Annotated in this window: 12 protein-coding genes; 1 reads left to right on the top strand and 11 read right to left on the bottom strand. The window is 44.9% G+C overall.

Features of this window, described 5'->3' with window-relative positions:
• Window positions 1-152 precede the first annotated feature (152 nt).
• A complete protein-coding gene (locus JGK36_RS26025; protein WP_293197228.1) occupies window positions 153-2,546 on the top strand; it encodes an ATP-binding cassette domain-containing protein in 2,394 nt (797 codons plus the stop codon).
• A gap of 111 nt (window positions 2,547-2,657) precedes the next feature.
• Here JGK36_RS26025 and JGK36_RS26020 read toward each other — a convergent pair whose 3' ends face one another.
• From JGK36_RS26020 to JGK36_RS25970, 11 genes are all read right to left on the bottom strand, one after another.
• Complete coding sequence (locus JGK36_RS26020) at window positions 2,658-4,538, bottom strand: SUMF1/EgtB/PvdO family nonheme iron enzyme (RefSeq protein ID WP_293197229.1); 1,881 nt, start codon at window positions 4,536-4,538, stop codon at window positions 2,658-2,660.
• Between the two features lie 4 nt (window positions 4,539-4,542).
• Window positions 4,543-5,025: a hypothetical protein gene (locus tag JGK36_RS26015; protein WP_293179788.1), complete on the bottom strand. Its 483-nt coding sequence runs from the start codon at window positions 5,023-5,025 to the stop codon at window positions 4,543-4,545.
• A gap of 365 nt (window positions 5,026-5,390) precedes the next feature.
• Window positions 5,391-7,439 (bottom strand): ribonucleoside-triphosphate reductase, adenosylcobalamin-dependent, encoded by a 2,049-nt coding sequence (gene nrdJ, locus JGK36_RS26010; protein WP_293197292.1) that lies wholly within the window; start codon window positions 7,437-7,439, stop codon window positions 5,391-5,393.
• 253 nt (window positions 7,440-7,692) lie between these two features.
• Entirely contained in the window at window positions 7,693-8,937 is a 1,245-nt protein-coding gene (nrdJ, locus tag JGK36_RS26005; protein WP_293193053.1) for a ribonucleoside-triphosphate reductase, adenosylcobalamin-dependent, read from the bottom strand.
• Window positions 8,938-9,145: 208 nt separating this feature from the next.
• Window positions 9,146-9,433, bottom strand: coding sequence for a hypothetical protein (locus JGK36_RS26000; RefSeq protein WP_293179815.1), 288 nt, complete (start codon window positions 9,431-9,433; stop codon window positions 9,146-9,148).
• Between the two features lie 232 nt (window positions 9,434-9,665).
• On the bottom strand, window positions 9,666-11,855 hold the full coding sequence (locus JGK36_RS25995; protein ID WP_293197231.1) for a DUF4394 domain-containing protein: 2,190 nt from the start codon (window positions 11,853-11,855) through the stop codon (window positions 9,666-9,668).
• A 451-nt stretch (window positions 11,856-12,306) separates the two neighbouring features.
• On the bottom strand, window positions 12,307-14,082 hold the full coding sequence (locus JGK36_RS25990; protein ID WP_293197232.1) for a leucine-rich repeat domain-containing protein: 1,776 nt from the start codon (window positions 14,080-14,082) through the stop codon (window positions 12,307-12,309).
• A gap of 114 nt (window positions 14,083-14,196) precedes the next feature.
• A complete protein-coding gene (locus JGK36_RS25985; protein WP_293179776.1) occupies window positions 14,197-14,769 on the bottom strand; it encodes a hypothetical protein in 573 nt (190 codons plus the stop codon).
• Window positions 14,770-14,776: 7 nt separating this feature from the next.
• Window positions 14,777-15,211, bottom strand: a complete 435-nt coding sequence (locus tag JGK36_RS25980) for a hypothetical protein (protein WP_293179773.1) — start codon at window positions 15,209-15,211, stop codon at window positions 14,777-14,779.
• A 45-nt stretch (window positions 15,212-15,256) separates the two neighbouring features.
• Window positions 15,257-16,297 carry an ABC transporter permease gene (locus tag JGK36_RS25975; protein WP_293193045.1) on the bottom strand — a complete coding sequence of 347 codons (1,041 nt, stop codon included), beginning with the start codon at window positions 16,295-16,297 and terminating at the stop codon, window positions 15,257-15,259.
• A gap of 268 nt (window positions 16,298-16,565) precedes the next feature.
• Window positions 16,566-17,078 (bottom strand): adenine phosphoribosyltransferase, encoded by a 513-nt coding sequence (locus tag JGK36_RS25970; protein ID WP_293197234.1) that lies wholly within the window; start codon window positions 17,076-17,078, stop codon window positions 16,566-16,568.
• Window positions 17,079-17,229 lie beyond the last annotated feature (151 nt).

Genomic DNA, 17,229 nt, shown 5'->3' with positions numbered 1-17,229 from the left:
GGGACGCTCGCACTACTGTAAATGCAAAACTGAGATGCTCCCTATATCACCTGTGCGATGGCGGACGATCGCACTAAAAAAGCTGGCACGCTGGATGCTGGGTACTAAATTCTCGCACAATCTAAAATCTAAAATCTAAAATCTAAAATCATATGACAGGTCAAACCCATAAGAAAACAAACTTAATCGCCAGCCCCTATTTAGAAATCGACTATCAAGGCGAAGTGGTACGCTTGGAACTGACCAAGACTGAACACGTACTGGGACGAAATCCCCAACAAGCTGACTTGCTGGTTCCCAAAGATTGGGAGAAGCTGTCGAGATGTCAAGCGATTTTGCGCCAAGAAGGGGACGACTATCGCATCTATGACGGCGACGGCCTCAAACCCAGCAGTAGCGGGTTATTTGTGCTTCCGACTGAAACTCCTGTAACTCCGACTCAAGGCTGCGTTTTGCGACACGGAATCGAGTTGCGGATTGGTACGGATTTGAGAAATCCGGTGCGGGTGAGTTATTTCAATCCCGGAAGTCCGGCGCTGGCCGTTTTGGGTTCGCGGGAGTCTGTGTCTCTGCGAAATCGATCGGTCGTCTTGGGGCGCGATCGCAATTCTACGCTACAGTTAAATTCGCCGATCGTCTCCCGCAGCCATTGTGCGATCGACGCCAACAAACGCGGAGACTACGTTCTCACAGACAAGAGCGCTAACGGCGTTTTTATTAACGGCAAACGAGTTAAAAATGAAGCTATATTGACCGAAGGTGCAAAAATTCGCATCGGCCCTTTTCTGCTAATTTATCAAAATGAAGAAATAACAGTTATCGATCCGGGAAATGCGATCGGCTTAGAAGCAATTAACTTAAACCGACCTTTTGTCAACGATATTTCCCTAGTAATTGAACCCGGACAGTTAGTGGCGTTAGTCGGAGGAAGCGGCGCGGGGAAATCCACATTAATGCGAACCTTGCTGGGAATTGAAACCACAAATCGTGGCGCCGTTTACGTCAACGGCGACGAATTGCGGAAAAACTTTGAATGCTACAGTTCTTTAATCGGTTACGTGCCTCAGGATGATATAGTCCACGGCGAATTAACAGTTACAGAAGCCCTAACTTACGCAATTAAATTGCGCTTGCCGCCGGATGTCGATGTCGAGCAAGTTTTGACAAAAACTCTGACCGATATTGAGATGTTGGACAAGCGAAAAACCCTTGTAAAAGACCTTAGTGGCGGGCAGAGAAAGCGGGTTAGCATCGGCGTCGAATTGCTTGCAGATCCGAAGTTGTTTTTCTTGGACGAACCAACTTCTGGACTAGATCCGGGGCTGGATAAAAAGATGATGGAACTGCTGCGGAATTTGGCAGATAAAGGTCGGACGGTGGTTTTGGTGACGCACGCTACGGCAAATGTCAATTTGTGCGATCGCCTAGTTTTTCTCGGCCGCAACGGCTACCTTTGCTACTTCGGCCCGCCCGCAGATGCTGCAAATTTCTTTGGAGTTCATCAAGCAGACTTTGCCAATATTTATAACGAGTTAGAAATCGGCGAAAAGGTCATCAAAGAATGGGCGAATACCTATCGGAATTCCGCCTATTACCAGCGGTACATAACCGCGCCCTTAAGTCCAAAAGCACCGCAAAAACAAGCACCTCCAGTCAAACTTCCCCAACCCGCCAAAGTTTCCCCAATCAAACAACTGTTTATCCTCGCCGATCGCTATTTCAAGCTAACTTTACGCGACCCAGTTAACGTTGGTTTAGGACTGTTAACTGCTGCTGTTTGCCCGATTTTGCTAGCCGGAATCAAAGATATAGAACCGCTAGTTACCGGAACAGCAGACGATCCAGCGCTGGCTTTTTTAGCTTTGCGAATTTTGTTTGTATTTACATCGGCAGCTATTTGGGTAGGTTTGTCCAGTTCTCTGCAAGAAATTGTCAAAGAATCAGCCGTTTACCAGCGAGAAAGATTGGTGAATTTAGGTTTACTGCCCTATGTCGGTTCCAAGTTTCTGGTGCTGGGAGGATTGGCCTTGTTGCAAACATTGCTAATGACCGCAGTAATTTTAATTGGTTTTAAACAGCCGTCACCGGATATAATCGCTTGGCCGCTGGGTTTGGGAATTACAGTATTTTTAACGCTGTTGGCTAGCATGAGTTTGGGATTGATGGTATCGGCATTTGTGAAGAATGGCAGTCAGGCCAACAGTGCTTTGCCTTTGCTGTTAGTGCCGCAAATTATTTTTTCGGGAGTCTTGTTCAGTCTGGGAAGTTTGTTTAAAATCGAGAAAATCGGTCAGTATATCTCGTGGTTGACGGTAAGCCGCTGGTCTGTGGGTGCTTACGGTAGCTTGGTTAACGTGAACGCGATGGTGCCAAAGCCGATCGAATTACCCGATCGAACAATCTTACCGCAGTTATTCGAGAAAAGCGCCGTCTACGAACCAACTTGGCAAAACCTAGCCTTGAATTGGGGAATTTTAGGATTGCACGCCGCCGTTTATTTGACCGTAACTTTGCTGTTGCAGAAGCGGAAAGATATTTTCAAATAACGCAGAATATGGTTATATTTTCTTAGTCCCTCTCTGCTGGGACTTTCTTTGAGGTGAAGCGATTTCTAATCGCCAAGGGCAAAAGGGCAAAAGTGTAAAAAGCTAGAAAGTCTACGCAGCCACACACGCAACTCGAAAACCGCGGGCCCAGCAGACATCGTTCGGCGCACTGTGGTCACGAGTAGCCGATTGACAGTTAAAATCACTGTAAAACGAACCACCGCGCATCAGCCGATGATTGTTTGTTCCCGTTTCCCAAGAACTTCCGTCAGTCCGTGCAGCATCATAATTATCATGCCATTTATCGCTGCACCATTCCCAAACATTCCCGTGCATATCGTACAACCCAAAAGCATTGGGGGGAAAACTTCCCACATCTGTGGAGTAGTTTGTGTCATAGTTGACTACTTCTGGAGATATACAGTGACAGGTTTCCCCAAAATGGAATGCGGTTGTTGTACCCGCACGACAGGCGTATTCCCATTCGGCTTCACTCAGTAAGCGATATGTTTTCCTAGTTGTTTGCGACAGTTTCTCACAAAATTTGACAGCATCATACCAGGATACATTTTCTACAGGACGTTTTTCACCTTTAAAGCACGATGGGTTGTTTCTCATAACTGCTTCCCACTGTTCTTGGGTGATGGCGTATTTACCTGCATAAAATGTCGGTACTGTGACTCGATACTGCGGAATTCGATCGCCACTAACTGTGTAGATGTCAGGGGGGCCCATCGTAAATGTGCCGCCGGGAATCTTTACCATTTCTAAGCTGACACCGCGCCCTAGGTTTTCACTAAAGTATTCGGCTTGTCGCTGTTCTGTTTTGACGATCCTTCCCCATTGGTAGAGTGTGATGACTTCAAATTGAAAGGTCTCTGCTGGACTTAGTTTTTCGTCAGCTATGATTTTATTTGGTGTTGGTGGTTGTGCAGCAACACACGCAACCCGAAAACCGTTGAATCTCTCGCCATAGATCGGCTGTTCGCAGCTACGAACAGCCGATCGGCAATTGCTCGGATCGTTGGCCCACGAACCACCGCGCAACATCCGACAATTGTTTCCTGATTCCCAAGAACTTCCGTCAGTCGGTGCACCATCATAATTGTCAAGCCATTTATCGCTGCACCATTCCTCAACATTCCCGTGCATATCGTACAACCCAAAAGCATTGGGGGGAAAACTCCCCACATCTGTGGGTTCGTTTGATTCGGTTATGTAGTTGACTAATTCCGGGGTAATCGTTTCGCCAAAATGAAATGGGGTTGTTGTACCCGCACGACAGGCGTATTCCCATTCCGCTTCACTCAGTAAGCGATATGTTTTCCCAGTTGTTTCCGACAGTTTCTCACAAAATTCGACAGCATCATACCAGGATACACATTCAACAGGAAGTTTTTCACCTTTCAAGTACGATGGGTTGTTTCCCATGACGGCTTCCCACTGTGCTTGAGTGATGGGGTATTTCCCTGCATAAAAAGCTGGTACTGTGACTTGATGCTGCGGGCTTTCGTCATCCTCTCGTCCTGCTTCGTCGTTGGGGGAACCCATCATAAATGTGCCACCGGGAATGTAAACCATTTCCAGTACAATACCATTACCTAAATCTTCTGGAAAAAATCGAGCAAATGACTTACGACGACTGTTTTTTTGTCCATCCGCATCGACTGTGATAACATAAAACCCAAAGAGAGGAAAATGGTTTTGTAAACATTGTTTTATATTCTCCTCATCCCGATCTTTCAGCAGTAAAAAAGCAGCAGATTTCACCTGCATTGACTCATCCTGCAATGCTCCAAGTATCAAATCTAAGCCTGCTTCCCCATATTTGGGCGCTTCGGAGAGTGCGGCGATTCTAACTTCGATCGCGGACGAGGCTAAGCGGCGTTTAACGCCGGCGATGCCTCCGAGTACAGCAGCATTGACCGGAATTGAATTTTGACCGCCCTTGACGGCATCGTATTCTCTAGGTTTATTTTGATTGTCAGACATAATTTCAACCAGGTACTTTTGCGAGTTTGTCGGGTTGCAAGGTCGGCATCGCGAGCAATTCCTCAACGGAGAAAGGTTGCGGTTGAGGAATTGCAGCTTCAGCATCCATGAGCTCTTTGATTTTCTCAAAAATCAAAACAGTTTCTGTTTCTCCGTCAGTTAGTTGATCGTAAAAATTAGGTATGGAGAACCAATGTTCAAAAGCAATCTCTAACAAACCGTTAGTTGCTAATTGCACTTGCCAGTACCGAGAATATCTGGCATCAACTATCTCAAATAACGGGGCTGGATTCTCTAGAGGATAATAAGTATAGCGCTCATCGCAAATATAGTACGATAAATTCCCTTGCCATTCAGAGATAGCGTAGACAATATACTCTTTACCTACTATCAGTTTAAATTCTGTTTCTTTGGTAATGTCTAGCGGTGGATTTAGATAATTTTCCGGCAGGTCAGCTCCTTTGTTGGCAATACAGCGAATTTTCATATTCTAAAAAACAGGCTAGTTTTAATTGTACGATCGGGCTGTTATATCATTTCCGTTTAATTCAGAATTGTAAATGAGTTCTTTCTTTTCTAGTGATATCATGTCCGATCGATTGACCACGATCTTGTAGGGGCGGGTTCACCAACAATATTTGCCAAAAACCGACAATTTCAAAAACCCGCCCCGGCTTATATATTATGCGCGATTTATCGGACACGATCTGACAATTATTCGTTGGGTGGGGGCGGGTTTACGAGATTGTTACTTTTAGGCAATTATGGTTGGTGAACCCGCCCCTACGATTTTGTCAACCTGAAATTAAACATAAAAAATCCCCCATTTTTGGGGGATTTAATAAAAGGCGATTACATAGTCTTAGTCTCAGGCATCAAACACTTATCGGAATCGCAGCCCGCAGGCCCTGAATCCATCATTTCACCCAAGTCATAACGACTCAGTGCCACCTGAAAAACATCAATTTGACGGCGCACTAAAACATCTTTCAACATCGTCTCGTAAGTTGCTTTTGCGATCGGTTCAAAAGGCAAACGTGGGAAAGTTTCTAGGGCATCAAAGCGAGACAAAAGTGCAGCCGAAATGTAGCCTTCGTCGTCGCGAATAGCTTCATAAATCCGCGTACCCAAACTTTCAACTTCATTTTCTCGCAACTCAATCGTCGCGCTGGTGTTGTGCCGCACGTAGAACTTTTGCACTTGCATATAAAAGTCCATTTGTGCCGCCGCTGAGAATTTGTTGATCTCAATTTCATCAGCACCGGGTAAATCCGCCCAACTGACAGCCACGGGTATTTCTACTAGCCATTCTGTACAGCGTTCGTCAAAGGGATTGTTCAGCAAATTACCGTTTTCATCTTTGTCAGATTGGGACGGAATTACGTTGTATCCGTAGTCGATGCAGGCGAGGGCTACAGGGTCGTTTTTGCCGAAAGTGATTCGGCGAATGAAACGCTGGGATTTGGGGGGATGCCAGCCGGGAGAAGCACCTGTCAGTAGAGATTTTGTACCCGATGGTTGGACGGTTGTGCAGCGATTGGGGCGTTTCAATGAATGCCGATCGCAATAATCCCATACTACGCGATTCACAATTTCCCGCCAACCAGTCAAATACTCTTCTTCCCGCTGTTTAAACGCAATTCCCTGTGCAGTTTGCGGGCGACCTTCCACCCACCAGCGCAGCCACTCAACGCCAAAAGCATGAACGAAGAAATCGAATAATCCCGTGAAAGATACGCCGACAATCGGGTCTAATTCGCGGCTATATTGATAGCGAGGTTCGCTAAATTTGTGATTGAGAAGTACCGCGACAGATAAACCTGCGGCGGTGAAAGCTTCTTCTTGTTCTTTGAAGTTGTAAGGGTCGATTTGATTGAGGTGAACCTCAGAAAGATTACAGTTTCCAGTTAGGGTATTGCCGAAAACTCCCTTATGAAACTCTGGTTCATTGAAACAGTAAGTATCATGCAATCCTGGTAATTCTTCGACACTTCTGACAACTTGCCATTTACCTTTACCTTTAGCCTTCGTCCCTTTGCTCACATCTAACCGCTGACAAGGAATTTCACCACAGTCAGTAATTTGCAAGTAGTACAAATCCCGGCTTCGGACACCGTAATTAGTGACTGATCCTTGATGAGCACAAAGATTTAGCGATGAGCTAATGCCACACTTGGTCAAAAGTAACTGAACTCTGAAAGCCCGATCGCGATCGGAAAGATAAATTCTGATACCATTACTATTGGTATTCGATCCGTCCGTATCGGCTAATCCAGCAATAAAATGTAAAATTGCTTGCCGATTCCAACTCGCAATTACATTTAGTGCTTCCGGGTTAACTTTCAAACTTTTCAGAAATTCTCCAGAAAAGCTCAAGTTAGTTACATCTGTGAAAGCAGGTAAATAGTCATAGTTTCTTTCAGGCGACTTATTTCCTGCTACTGACAATGCCATTTTGCCTTCGTAAAGTCGAACTTTTGCATTGTCATTTTGGTCTGTAGTTCCATCTCCTACAGCCACACCCAAAGTGTAAGCATAACCTGAATCGATATTCATGCCATCTTCGTACTGAATTGTAAAAGGTTCAGTATGAATGCTATATCGACTTGTATCCATCAAGTCTTTGGTTTGAACTTCTTGGTAAACTTTACCAAAGCGATCCTTGACAAAGAAACGATGATATTCTGTGGCATCCAGATAAGTACCATCAGCAAACTTTACACGGTAAAGTTTGCGTCGTCCAACCTTGGTATTACTCGCTGTCTGAAATGGTGTGACGGAGCTCCATCTTTGACCATTCCAAATTTCGATTTCACTTCCAACAACATCCTTTATTTGATGTAGTCCGTCTTTAGTAATTAGCAAAGTGTCGCCACTGACACAGTGGAAGTTAGAGCCAATAATTTCCAGTTTTGTTATCCTAAAGGCTTTTTATCCTCTAGTTCTACAGATTCCATTTTATCTGTAGCTCGGCGTACTTTTTCATTTACTTTAGTTGTAAATGCCCCGCACTCTTGCCAGGATTATGTTCTTCAATTAAGAAGGTTCACCTGGTACGCTCTACGGTGGTAAAGGACTTTTAATTCCCTTACTTACCTCGGAATTAACATCTCAGTCTTCTCCGATTTTGCGAGGTTTTTAACGTGAGGCAAAATTACTTACCACACGGGTTTAAGCCCAAACGGACTGACCGATGCTCTAATTCTTCCGCAGTCATGTCAGGATAGCGTTCCTGCAACCACTGTTTAGCTTTTCCTTCGTCGTAAGCTTTCAAGAACTCAATTTTAAGACTAGGTGTTGAAAGTAAATCAACGTTAGCTCTAGCTACAGCTTCACCAGCCCATTGAATTGCACCTTCACCAGAATAATACTGTTTGCGAACAGCATCAATACATTCTTCTAATGTCGGTTTGGCATGGAAAACACGGGTATGGTTGGCCATTCTCAAAGCATCGCGTTCTGGATCTATTTTCCAGTTGCCTTGATCGTCTTGTTGCCACAAGTTGTTTTTAGCATTTGCTCCCAGTTCGTCATCAAAAGTAAACTGACGAATTCCGGCGGATCTCCGAATATTACCAGCCACAATTGTGACCGCAGCTTCATCTATCAATACGCAGCATTCAACTGAATTCAACTGCCGTCCGAAAGCTTTATTCAAAATTGCTGAGCAACGTTGATAAAGGTCAGGCAATTTGACTGGATTTGCGACTCCACCAAAACCTTTTAAAGGCTCTCCCACGGGGCGGACATCGCTCAAATCGATGTAAACTTGAACTTCTCCGGCAAATCTTTCATCTGTGGACAATTCCAACAAAGCTTGATAGGATTTCACCCAACCTTGACGGGAATCTCCGACATAAATAGTTGCGGTTTTTTCAGCTATTTTTACTTCGGTTTCTTGACGGCGCAATTCAGCGGGTGTAGAGCCGATTTCACCTTGCATTGTCACGGTTAAGCGGTTGCTAATCGGTGGCAATTGGTTGATGTATTTGGGTTCCAAAACTGCACCGGTGCCGCAGCCCATCATTGCCAAATCCATCAACAAGCCAAAGGCCCGCCAGTCGATAATATTGGTTGAGGAGCAATTATAGGCGCCGGAAAAGTTCTCTGGTTGCTCAATCCAGTTGCTACCGCCCACCCACAGCCAGCGGCCGGAAGCGAGGGTTTTGAGCTCGTTTTGCATCCGGTGTAGGAGCTGTGTTTCTTCGGAGGTGAGGTTTCCGAGCGATGCCAAGCCCTTGACGGTTCGATCGCACACATCGGCCCAAGTCTCCCTTCCCGTGTCGGTACGACGGCTGTACGTCCTGAAAAATACTGGATTGGCTGCGGGTGCTGTTTCGGGGAAATCGGACAGGTGACGTTTCTCGCGGGCACTCGATCGCTCTAATTCTCGAACCATAGGTTGTGTACTGACGTGTCGGAATATATCAACAGACTATGAATATACAACAGGATTCAGATTTAGGGTAAAACCTTGACAAATTTGACAATTTGCACTAAATATGGGGCTTCGGACTCGGGAAGGTCGATCGGGCGATCGCCTCAAAACTTCAGCAAAAAACCCGATTTCTGCTAGAAAACGGGTGAAGCGCAAATCTTGTCAATTGTCAATTCTTTGTCAATAAAAACTCAATATTCGGTAACAGCGGGTCTTGAACAACCCCCACACCGTTGAATCCCCAACGCTGAAGCAGCGTTTTCACCTGAGAACCGGAAATCGATTCTACCCCAAATCGATCGGCAACATCAGCAGCGTGAGCGTTGAGATAGCTCAAAGCATCATAGTCTTCGCGAAACATCAGCAGGTAACTCACCGCCGAATCAGGGTTGGGACAAGCGCTGATATATTTGCCGTCAGCACGAGAACGCAGTAAGTAAAAAACTTGAGATAACATTTTATCTTTATTGTCAAAATAATATGTTACATCAAATTGGGAATTGGGAATTGGGAATTGGGAATTGCCCAAACGATTAGACTTGCATTGCATAAATCTTTGAACGATCGCGAAACTGGAGATTCCAGGTAGATCGACGCAGATGTTTTCCAGATATGAGAGCGGATAAATGCAATACAAGTCGATTTTAGATTGCCCTAAAGTCAATCTAAAATCGCTTTTAATCTAGCATTTAAATTAAGGTCAGTGCCAAACCTTTAATCGATCGCCCGTCGCCAATTTGACCGACAATGGAAGCTTGACCGGTTGTCAGATTAATATTGTACAAACTCGAAACTCCGCCAACATCGATTGCAGCCAAAGCTGTCTCGTTACCGCCGACACTCCTGATATCAAAGCCGAGAACGCTAGAAGCATCAATCCCTAAAGATCCGATCGTATTTAATACTCCATTATTCGGCGGATCTTGTCTCACCAAAACATCCAAATTGCTGTCAATTACAAACAGAGTTGTCGAAGTCGCCCCGGCAAAGTTATTCACATAGGCAGCCCCGGCGCCTACGGGAGGATTGTTAAAATTACGATCGCCCGTCGCATAAGTCAAATTGCGATCGAGTTGAATTCCTCCGGTTAACGTGTCAAAATCGACAATTGCCCCCGTATCTGGGTTAATCCGACCGTTTTCTCCCGCTTGATTGACAAACCGAATTCGATCGACTGTGGGATTGAAATCTAAACCGGCAGCCCCCGGAGTCAGCGGTACGGCGAATTGTCCGCTACCGAGTTGACTTGCAGCCCCAGTCACCGGATCGATCGCGTACAATCGATTGCTACTACCTAAACCGTAAAGCAAACCGTTAGCAGGACGAAAATCAATTCCCAGCAAACTTTCTCCCGGCTGCAATCCCGTTACTGCTGTGTCGCTGAGTAAAGTGCGCGGTGCCGCTTCGTTAAAACCGACGATTCTTTCGGCGCCATTTCTGACAGTTAAGGCGTAAGCTGTAGGCAAAGGCAATGCCAAACCGTTAATCTGTCTTCCGTCGGCAATTCTACCAGTAAAAGAAGCTTGACCGGTACTTAAATTAATGTTGTACAATCCCGAAACTCCCCCGACTTCTAGTGCCGCTACTGCGACATCGCGGCCGCCAATACTTCTGATATCAAAGCCGAGAATGCTAGTTGCATCAACTCCCAAAGATCCGATCGTATTTAACACTCCATTATTCGGCGGATCTTGTCTTACCAAAACATCTGAATTGCTGTCAATTACGAATAGCGTCGTTGAAGTTGCACCCGCAAAGTTATTCACATAGGCAGCCGCAGCCGCCCCCGGAGTTGTGCCAAAATTGCGATCGCCCGTGGCATACACTAAATTGCGATCGAGTTGAATTCCCCCAGTTAATGTGTCAGAATCTACTATTGCCCCGGTATCTGGATTGAGGCGACCGTTTTGACCCGCTTGATTGACAAACCGAATGCGATCGACTGTCGGATTGAAATCAAAACCCACAGCGCCTTGAGTTAGGGGAACCGCAAACTGCCCGCTACCGACTGAATTTGCTTCCCCCGTTTTCGGATTGACAGTATACAAGCGATTGCTAGAACCCACACCGTAAAGCACGCCATTAGCGGGCCGGTAATCAATTCCCAGCAAACTTTCTCCCGCTTGCAATCCAGTCACAGGCAAATCTGAGATGACACTTCCCGGATTAGCAAGGCTAAAACCGACAATCCGATTATCGGGAGTTAAAGCATAAGCCGTTGTCAGCGCTGGAGGCGGGGGATTGGGAAGAATGCTGCTAATATTAGTAGTGAAATCTGTTTGGTCGATCGCACTTCGATTCACACCTCTGAGAGTAGCGAGAAATTCTCCTGTTACCCGGTCTTGAATCACAGTATCATTTCCGGCTTCCAGAATATTCAAGTCGCCAAAAGAGAGTCCGCCCGCCAAACCGATTAAATCTGTACCGTTTGCAAAATCGGCGATCGCATCAGCATTTCCTAAATTAACACCACCGCTGGTAAGGAAAGGATCGGCAGCAGCATAGCGACTCAAAACAAATACATCACCACCATCTCCGCCGATCAGGATATCAGTATCTCTATCTCCCGACAAAACATCATTGCCAGAGTTGCCAAAAATCAAATCATTATTCTTGCCACCAAATACAAAATCGTTATCTTCACCGCCGTTAACACTGTCGCTGCCTAAATCTCCAAACAGAGAATCTCTTCCAGAACTCCCATCAATCGAATCGCCATCTTTTCCACCAAAAATGCTATCATTTCCAGAATTGCCAGCAATTACGTCATTGCCCGTAAAACCAAAAATAACATCATCTTCAGCAGTGCCTGGGAGCGAGTCTGCTTGTATAGTACCTCTAATGTCTGCCATGATATATTGCACATCTAAATTTGACATTCCCAGTGCCTAAAAGCAGCGGGATTTTCAGTACAAAAAATCGCTAATTCGCAGTACGCGCTAATATTACCGAATTTTTTTAGGCTATAAAAGCGCGTTATTTGATAGTTTGCAGTATAGTCATGACAAGTACAACGCAACTGTAAGCTGCCAAGCTTAAGTTTTTAGCGCTGTGAACTTATGAAATCTTGTACTGCGTTCATTAGTGATATACGCTGAATCTCTAATTTTGGATCTGTACAGTCAGAAATTATTTTTCAATTTTAATCTTAAAGCCTCTGAAGGTGAATTTTATTTGTGTAGCAGCGACAACTATCGATCGGTATAAAGTGGATTATATATGGGGATTTGGCATAATAAAAGGCAGGGGCAATCCCCCAGTTGTCCAGTTGGGGTAGGCACGGGGCACTACCCCTACAAATCTGCATGAATGATTTAGACTTGTTATAGATTAAGTCTGCACGGAAAATTCCTCTGGATCGATACCCCCATTTACCCAGCGAATTGCCTCCCTAGCAGATGTCACATTTGGCGGTACTCTCAAAGCATGAATGAATTCCGTGCTCGGACAAGTCATTTTTAACAAATAAATCGGCTCGACATCCGCATTATCTATTTTTAATAGTGCATATTCTTGCCAAGTATCTATTTGTTCTGCTGCCAACTCTTGACAAATGCGATCGTAACCAATTGCTTCAATTAACACTCGCCGAACTTCGGCATTGTCTTCAGATAAAAGCCATTCTGCTTTCCACAAATTGGGATGCACTTGACCGTATTGTTCCGGCAATCTGACACCGTGATAATAGTAAAAATTCCATCCATCCGCAAACTCGATCGCAGGTTCTGCTTCCGCGTGCAAGCGGTTTTCACTGTCAAAGCGCAGGTGGCGGGGGCGATCGCACACCGCGCAAATCTTTTCAAAGGGAAATATAAAACCGCAATGCTCGAAAAGCAGCTTTTGGCAGCGAAGTATTTCTTGTGCCTTTTGGGAAATATTGACGCCTGAAGATATATACAATTCAGTCAAATAGATTTCTTTAAACAAAGTCGTGGGGGTTTCAGGGCAATTAAAACCGAACAAATTATTGGAAAAAACATTCCATATCGTTTGTTTCGATCGCACATAGCTGTCAACCAATTTGTACATTACCGAACTCAGTGTGCTGTCGGCTTCGGGCTCGATTACCATGTGATCGAGCTCATACTCCCATAGATCCGAACTTGCAAATTCTCCCACAGCGGGTATCCATTTCAGGTCTAGATTTTTCCCCAATCTATTGCTGTATTCGTCTGAGCATTTTTGTGAATGGTCGGGTTTGAGCCTGTTGAAGATTTGGGGACAAACGTCGCGGAGACTGCTGCAAATAATAACTTCGGGTTCTTCTAGACCAATAGCGGCATAAGCAACTTTGATGGCTGCTGTGGCTTTTTGAGCATCAATTGGCGTAGTTGAGAGAGTAAGACGTTTCTGTGCGAGTTCGCCTAGCACGCACAGAACGGTAATTTCATTGTTGTCCAGATTAAGTGTTGTCTGATTGGTGAGCGATCGCAAGGCGCTGATGTCGGTAATTTGATTGTTTTCAAGATTCAGTGCTGTCAGATTGGTAAGCGAGCCGAGTAAGCTGATGTCGGTAATTCGATTGCTGTCGAGATCGAGTGTTGTCAGATTGGTGAGCGAGCCGAGGAAGCTGATGTCGCTAATTTTATTGTCGCCGAGATCGAGTGTTGTCAGATTGGTGAGCGAGCCGAGGAAGCTGATGTCGCGAATTTTATTGCCCTTGAGATCGAGTGTTGTCAGATTGGTGAGCGAGCCGAGGAAGCTGATGTCGGTAATTTGATTGCTGTCGAGATCGAGTGTTGTCAGATTGGTGAGCGAGCCGAGGAAGCTGATGTCGGTAATTTGATTGTTGTCGAGATACAGTGTTGTCAGATTGGTGAGCGAGCGGAGGAAGCTGATGTCGGTAATTTGATTGTCGCCGAGATACAGTGTTGTCAGATTGGTGAGCGAGCCGAGGAAGCTGATGTCGGTAATTCTATTGCTGCTGAGATTCAGTGTTGTCATGCTTGAAAGTATCTGCTCCGCTGCTTCAGCGTCATCAGTGCCAGCCTTTTCTAACAACACTTCAACTGTGTGCTTTGCTCCTTCTGAAAGACTGTCAATATGCCTGCACCAGTCGGCAAAGCGACTAAAACTAATTGGCTCGTTTGGTTGTTTTTCTGACATAAAAAACTCCGATATGGGGAATGGGGCATCGGGAATGGGGCATGGAATACCATTAACTGTTCGTATTATGGCTGGTGCAATGAGAAGTTGTTCGGTGATGGTGCGATCGCACTTTTATGGTAATTTATCGCGCAGGAAAAGCCAAGTGTTGAGTTTTTCATCTAAAACATATTTATCACTCTCAGAAAGTGCTGCAATAACTTTCAATCGATTTTTAAGTTTTCTTAACTCGCGAATTTCTGCAATAGGTAGCGTTTTCCAATTAGCAACCTTTTTTTCGACATCTTCCTGCGACTCTTTGATGTTATCCCAAAACCATTCTAAAATTAAGTTAACATCGAGAACAGAATCATCGGAAATTACTTCCTGTTTTTCGATCGCCGCAGCCCGCAACATCATTGAGGAAATCGTAAAAGACTCGCCACTACCTGGTTTTTTGCGATCGGCATCATCGGCTAGAAGATCGTAAATTGCGATCGCGACTTCTGCCCATTTGCGATCGCACAAACCAGAACCATTTTCACCTTTTCGAGCCTTAGCGGAGGAAACATCGGCTAATAATAGCCAGTTAAACCCTTGTGGTTGGGTGGTTTGACCTGAAAATATGTTTTTCACCCAAATCAGTACAGATTCGGCATTTTGTTCGAGAATGCGATCGAGGGATATTGTCGTAGGAGATTGAGTCATAATTTATCTACTCCAAATATTCGATATCAGCATTACTTATATCAACTCCTTGCTGCCTAAAGGCTGTAATTCCTACTTCTAAGCTCTCTGAATTGGGTCTAAAATGCCCGCTGTGATTGCTGATTGTTAGCAAAATATATAAACCGTTGCTGCCGACTATCTCGGCTTCTCCCGCAGCCAAAACAGGCTGACCGCGAGTTATAACCGTATGGTAAATTTCATTGTTAACATCTAAAAATTTCGGAATTACAAGGAGTTCTGGGTTTGTTGTCACTGCCCATTTGACAGTCCCTTCATTAATTATATCGTCAAATCCTGCTTCCCCCACTTTAATGGGTCTGATGCCTAACTCATCTGCCGATCGAAGTTCATCATTTAGCGTCGCGGGGGACTGATTGGAAAAGCGAGGGCTAGGAACATTATTTGAAAATGATTGTGTCACAACAGAATTTAACGAGAATCAAATTTATAGTCAAATATGATTCTATCACTTCAAATCTTCCAATTTAATCCTCGGATCGATCGCCTTCAGCAACAAATCCGCAAACAAATTACCAACAATCAACATCGTAGCGCCCATCATCAAACTCGCCATTACCAAATACAAGTCTTGATTGTTCACCGCTTCCAAAGTCAGCTTACCCAAACCAGGCCAATTAAAGAAAAATTCCGCAATAAACGCACCGCTCAACAAACTAGCAAACTCAAAACCTAATAACGTCACCAACGGATTAATCGCATTCCGCAGAGCGTGAATGTAAATTACTCGATTGTCCGGCAAACCTTTAGCCCGTGCAGTTCGGATATAATCTTGACGCAGCACGTCTAACAATTGTCCGCGCATCAATCTTTGTAAGCCAGCAAAACCTGTGACGCTGAGGGCGACTGTTGGCAAAATTAAGTGCCAGCAATAATCGAGGATTTGACCCCACCACGGTAAGTCTGCATGATCGATGCTTGTCATTCCTCCGACTGGGAAAAGGGGCGAAGTATTTTGAGCAAAAAATAGCAGCAGCAAAGCTGTGATAAAGCTGGGAAAACCCTGGCCCGTGTAGCTGACTACTTGCAAAACCCGATCGACAGTTTTATTCTGATTAACGGCCGCGACAATTCCCAAAGGCAGTGCGATCGCCCAAGTTACAATCAAAGATGCGATCGCCATCAACAACGTCGCCGGTACTCTTTCCCACAGCAGCGACGCTACGGATCGCTGATACACAAAGCTCGTGCCAAAATTCCCCTGTGTCAGAATTTGTTTCAGCCACAGCCCATACTGCACAATCGCTGGTTTATCTAAGCCGAATTGCTGTTCGAGTTGCTTGAGTGTTTCCGGCGAAATCTTCGGATTTTGACTCAAAGTATCTAAGTAATTTCCTGGTGCGAGCTCAATAATTGCAAAACACAGAGCCGATGCTAAGAATAGGGTTAAAAGTGCCTGCAACAGTCGTTTGACAACATAAGTAAATGTCTCGCTGCCAAATAAAGAATTCAACATTCGCCAGTTTCGATTAGATTTAATAGAAGTCATACCATTTTAGATTTTAGATTTTAGATTTTAGATTTTAGATTGAGAATTTGGGATTTTTGATTGATTAATTGTTTGTGAAGCATCGATCGCAGCTCATACGATCCCTATATGTTTGCAGTAATGACAGAAGTCGTGGCTTGCGGGTTTAAGAATGCGGACTAAAGTCCTCACTACAAACCTCTTTTATTACGGTCAATTGATCGGACAATTGACAATTGACAACTGACAACTGACAACTGTCAACTGTCAACTGTCAACTGACTACTGACTAATATTCGACTAGCGAGACGATCGGCACATCCGGCAATTTCTGCCTCCCGCCCAAAGCCAGCAATTCAATCACAAAAGCAAAACCGACAAGCTCGCAGCCCGCTTGCTGCAACAAATTAGCCGTCGCGGCCGCTGTTCCGCCAGTGGCGATCAAATCGTCCACAACCAGCACCCGGCTGCCGGATTTCATCGCATCTCGGTGCATTTCCAGTCGATCGACACCGTACTCCAACTCGTACTCAGCAAAAAGAACTTCTCCAGGCAGTTTTCCCGGTTTGCGGACAGGAATAAAGCCCACTCCCATTTTATAAGCCAAAGGCGTGCCAAAGATAAAGCCCCGCGATTCCATGCCCACCACATAGTCAGCAGACATTTCAGAGCATTTTTCAGCTAAACTGTCAATACTGTAGCTCAGTCCTTGCGGGTTGCAGAGCAAAGTTGTAATGTCTCGAAACATAATTCCCGGCTTGGGGAAATCAGGAATGTCGCGAATCAGAGATTTGAGATCCATAAGCTTGCAGATCGGCGTTGAGGGTAACGAGGCATCAAAAATGCTACAATCATAACGTCAATCGATTTTAAATTTTAGATTTTAGATTTTAGATTCACTATATGTAAACAAATGTCATAATTTCCTAACGACAGGGTTGAATATCAAGATT

Source organism: Microcoleus sp. PH2017_35_SFW_U_B (assembly GCF_020737865.1).
Lineage (GTDB): Bacteria > Cyanobacteriota > Cyanobacteriia > Cyanobacteriales > Microcoleaceae > Microcoleus.
This window is presented reverse-complemented; position numbering and strand designations above follow the sequence as displayed.

Coding starts and splice junctions, on each gene's coding strand:
- JGK36_RS25995 (WP_293197231.1), bottom strand. CDS start 11,855: ATGTCAAATTTAGATGTGCAATATATCATGGCAGACATTAGAGGTACT.
- JGK36_RS25970 (WP_293197234.1), bottom strand. CDS start 17,078: ATGGATCTCAAATCTCTGATTCGCGACATTCCTGATTTCCCCAAGCCG.
- JGK36_RS26020 (WP_293197229.1), bottom strand. CDS start 4,538: ATGTCTGACAATCAAAATAAACCTAGAGAATACGATGCCGTCAAGGGC.
- JGK36_RS26000 (WP_293179815.1), bottom strand. CDS start 9,433: ATGTTATCTCAAGTTTTTTACTTACTGCGTTCTCGTGCTGACGGCAAA.
- JGK36_RS26025 (WP_293197228.1), top strand. CDS start 153: ATGACAGGTCAAACCCATAAGAAAACAAACTTAATCGCCAGCCCCTAT.
- nrdJ (WP_293193053.1), bottom strand. CDS start 8,937: ATGGTTCGAGAATTAGAGCGATCGAGTGCCCGCGAGAAACGTCACCTG.
- JGK36_RS25985 (WP_293179776.1), bottom strand. CDS start 14,769: ATGACTCAATCTCCTACGACAATATCCCTCGATCGCATTCTCGAACAA.
- JGK36_RS25975 (WP_293193045.1), bottom strand. CDS start 16,297: ATGACTTCTATTAAATCTAATCGAAACTGGCGAATGTTGAATTCTTTA.
- JGK36_RS25990 (WP_293197232.1), bottom strand. CDS start 14,082: ATGTCAGAAAAACAACCAAACGAGCCAATTAGTTTTAGTCGCTTTGCC.
- JGK36_RS26015 (WP_293179788.1), bottom strand. CDS start 5,025: ATGAAAATTCGCTGTATTGCCAACAAAGGAGCTGACCTGCCGGAAAAT.